Below are 3695 nucleotides of genomic sequence, written 5' to 3' on the forward strand. Positions count from 1 at the left end.
ACGAACGCCCCGCGCCCCCACCCGCTCGCGCAGTCCCACCGCCCGCCTCCCCCGCCCCGCAGGGCCACGCACGAGGGCGCCCCCGCCGTGACCGTGGTCACAGAAGGGGCGCCCTCGACGGTGGTGCTGTTTAGTTGTCGCCGTCCTCGTCGATGAGGAAGCCGCGCATCGGCGCCGGCGCCTGCTGCATCGGCTGCGGAGGCTGCGGACGGACCGCCGCCATCGGCTGGGTCATCCCGGCGGGAGCCATCTGCGGAGCGCCGTTGCCGACACCCGACTGGCCACCGAAGGAGGGCTGGCCGCTGCCGCCGCCGAAGGAGCTCTGTCCGCCGAAGGACTGGCCGCCGCCGAACGACGGCTGGCCGCCGAAGCTCGGGGTGGCGCTGCTCATCGAGGACGCACCGGTCTGCGCCATCGACGACGCGGCCGGCGGAAGCGAAGCGGTGGCGGGGATCCGCGGCGGGGCGAGCGAGTCGTCCGCCTGCGACTCCAGCTGGCGCAGCTGGGTCTCCAGGTAGGACTTCAGGCGGGTGCGGTACTCGCGCTCGAAGGCACGCAGGTCCTCGACCTTGCGCTCCAGCGTCGCGCGGGCGGACTCCAGCGAGCCCATCGCCACGCGGTGCTTCTCCTGCGCGTCCCGCTCCAGGGCGTCGGCCTTGGCGCGGGCGTCCCGCTCCAGACCCTCGGCGCGGCTGCGGGCCTCGCCGACGATCTTGTTGGCCTCGGACCGGGCCTCGGAGATCGCCTGGTCGGCGGTCTGCTGGGCGAGCGCGAGCACGCGGGCCGCGCTGTCGCCGCCGGGGCCCTGCTGCTGCTGCGGCATGGGTGCGCCGAGCGGGCCGCCGAGCTGCTGCCCCATCGGGCCGCCCATCGGCTGCAGCTGCTGGCCGCCCATGGGCTGGCCCATCTGCTGCTGGCCCATCTGCTGCATCGGGTTGCCCATCGGCTGCAGCATCTGACCGCCCATCGGCTGCACCAGCTGCTGCTGGCCGCCCATGGTCTGGCCCATCTGCTGCTGGCCCATCTGCTGGCCGAGCTGCGGCTGACCCATCTGCTGCTGCATCGGGCCGCCCTGACCGGCCGGAAGCTGCGGGGCGCCGGACGGCAGGCCGAGGGGCTGGTTGCCCATCTGCTGCTGCGGGCCGCCCATCTGCTGCGGACCGGGGCCCTGCTGCTGGCCGGGCACCGGCGGGCCGGATATGGCGGCGGGCACCGGGGCGCCCGGTCGGGCGTCCTGGGGCTGCTGCTGCTCCTTGCGCATGTTGGCCTGGTTCTGCGCGGCAGCACGGGTGGCCGCCGCCAGCTTGGCGCGCAGGTCCTCGTTCTCGCGCAGCAGGCGTGTCAGCTCGGCTTCGACCTCGTCGAGGAAGGCATCGACCTCGTCCTCGTCATAGCCTTCGCGCAGCCGGACGGTCGTGAACTGCTTGTTCCGAACGTCCTCGGGGGTCAATGGCATCTCTTCACCTCAACGTGATCGTCGGCACTCCGGAATCCTGTCGCATCGCTCACACCGACAGGGACCGCACGAGCGAGATCAGGACATACACAATGATCATCAGAACGAAGAAGGACAGGTCGAGCGCCACGCCCCCGAGACGCAACGGCGGGATGAACCGCCGAAGAAGCTTGAGTGGCGGATCCGTGACAGTGTACGTGGCCTCCAGGACCAGGACCATGGCCTTGCCGGGTCGCCACGAGCGGGCGAACTGGAAGACCCAGTCCATGACGAGTCTGAAGAGCAGGATCAGCAGGAAGACGGTCAGCGCCCAGTAGAGCACCGCGCCGACGATCCCCATCTCGTCTCCCTCTCCCCCGCCAACATTCCGTCAGTCACACACTGTTGCTCGATCCACACATAAAGTCGTGGCCGGGTCAGCTCTGGTTGAAGAACCCACCCTCGGCGATCCGAGCCTTGTCCTCCGCCGTGACATCGACGTTAGCAGGAGACAGGAGGAACACCTTCTGGGTCACGCGCTCGATACTGCCGTGCAGACCGAAGACGAGTCCAGCGGCGAAGTCTACGAGGCGCTTCGCGTCGGTGTCGTCCATCTCGGTCAAATTCATGATCACAGGGGTCCCGTCACGGAACTGTTCCCCGATGGTACGGGCCTCGTTGTAGGTTCGAGGGTGAAGTGTGGTGATGCGGTAGGGCTCTCGTTCGTTCACTACCTTGGGCATGATCACCGGGGCGCTCTTCTCCACGTTGTGGCGTCGGTCGGGTGTGATGGACGACACGGGAGCCATCCGCGGCGCCTCCTGCCGGATCGGCACGGCGGCCGGCACCGGCTGGGGGGCGATGTGGGCGACCGGCGCCGGGGCGGGCTGGGTGGCGGCCGCGGACCTGAGGTCCTCGGTGCGGCCGGTCCGGATCGGCTCGGGGTCCGAGTCGTAGTCGTCGTCGGGGTCGTACCCCTGGCCGTCGTACGTCTCGTCCTCCACGAGGCCGAGGTAGACCGCCATCTTGCGCATTGCGCCGGCCATGCTCCTGTCTCCTCCGCTCTGTGGTGGATCGGCTCCGACCACGGTCTTCACCTGCGGTCTCCGCCACCCGCTCACGGGCCATCGGGCCGACGGCCCGTCAGGCCGGGAGCATGGGGGTTGCGGAGGTGCGATCCACGGTTCGCTAGCGCTCTGAAAAGCTGCTAGGTTCTGTCCTATTTTGTCCTGCAGTCTGATCTACTACCCGGTGACGTTACCCGAGCGGTGACCGCACTCCGAGTACCGCCGTCCCGACGCGTACATGTGTCGCTCCGGCCGCCACGGCCTGTTCCAGATCGCCGCTCATCCCTGCCGAAACCATCGTGGCAGCAGGATGGGCCGCGCGTACGGCGCTTGCGATTTCCGCCAGCCGCCCGAAGGCCGCCGCCGGATCGCCGGCCAGCGGGCCGGAGAGCGGAGCGACGGTCATCACACCGGCCAGTTGCAGCCCGGGCGTGTCGGCGATCAGGGCGGCCAGTTCCGGCACCTCGGCCGGCGCCACCCCGGCCCGGTGCTCCCCCTCGCCGGCCTCCTTGTCGAGGGCCACCTGCACCAGGCAGCCGAGCGGCGCCCGTTCGGCCTTGAGGACGGCGGCGGAGAGCGAGCCGACCAGCCTGGGCCGGTCGACCGAGTGCACCAGGTCCGCGTAACGGACCACCGAGCGCACCTTGTTGGTCTGCAGCTGACCGACGAAGTGCCAGGTCAGCGGCAGCTCCACACAGCGATCGGCCTTGGGCGCGGCGTCCTGGTCCCGGTTCTCCGCGACGTCGGTGACGCCGAGGGCGGCCAACAGCGCGGTGTCCTCGGCCGGGTAGGTCTTGGTCACCACCACCAGCGACACCTCGGAGCGCTCCCGCCCGGCCGCCGCGCAGGCGTCGGCGATCCGCCGCTCGACCACCTCCAGGTTGGTGCCGAGCTGCTCGTAGCGGGCGCGCTGCTGCTGCGTCAGGCCGGCCAGGAACGCGCTGCTTCCCGGGAACGGTCCGTAGAGGTCGTTCGTCATCAGAGTTCAGGGCCCAACCAGACGTGGCTCGCGAGCCGGCCGGCGTTGCTCGCGACAGTAGGAGTGGTGACCGACCGGCTCAAGGGTGCAGACAGATGATCGCACCAATTCGGTGGTCCTGCGGTCCACCTATCGCCCCGCCACACCGGCGGGTCCCCCCGATGCCGCCGGCCGCCGCAGGGGCGGCCGACGGGCTCGCAACACCACGGTGCCC

The 3695-nt window shown here is 70.3% G+C and carries 4 protein-coding genes; all 4 read right to left on the reverse strand.

Going from position 1 to position 3695, the window contains the following annotated elements; genetic code table 11:
• Positions 1-130: 130 nt before the first annotated feature.
• The 4 genes from AA75_RS39630 to AA75_RS39645 all read right to left on the reverse strand — a co-directional run bounded on the left by AA75_RS39630 (position 131) and on the right by AA75_RS39645 (position 3481).
• Positions 131-1456 (reverse strand): DivIVA domain-containing protein, encoded by a 1326-nt coding sequence (locus AA75_RS39630; RefSeq protein ID WP_033825325.1) that lies wholly within the window; start codon positions 1454-1456, stop codon positions 131-133.
• Positions 1457-1505: 49 nt separating this feature from the next.
• Complete coding sequence (locus AA75_RS39635) at positions 1506-1796, reverse strand: YggT family protein (RefSeq protein ID WP_033825326.1); 291 nt, start codon at positions 1794-1796, stop codon at positions 1506-1508.
• A 76-nt stretch (positions 1797-1872) separates the two neighbouring features.
• Positions 1873-2481 carry a cell division protein SepF gene (locus tag AA75_RS39640; RefSeq protein ID WP_033825327.1) on the reverse strand — a complete coding sequence of 203 codons (609 nt, stop codon included), beginning with the start codon at positions 2479-2481 and terminating at the stop codon, positions 1873-1875.
• 211 nt (positions 2482-2692) lie between these two features.
• On the reverse strand, positions 2693-3481 hold the full coding sequence (locus AA75_RS39645; protein ID WP_082527183.1) for a YggS family pyridoxal phosphate-dependent enzyme: 789 nt from the start codon (positions 3479-3481) through the stop codon (positions 2693-2695).
• Between the last annotated feature and the right edge of the window lie 214 nt (positions 3482-3695).

It is taken from the genome of Kitasatospora sp. MBT63, assembly GCF_000710465.2.
Taxonomy (GTDB): Bacteria; Actinomycetota; Actinomycetes; order Streptomycetales; family Streptomycetaceae; genus Kitasatospora.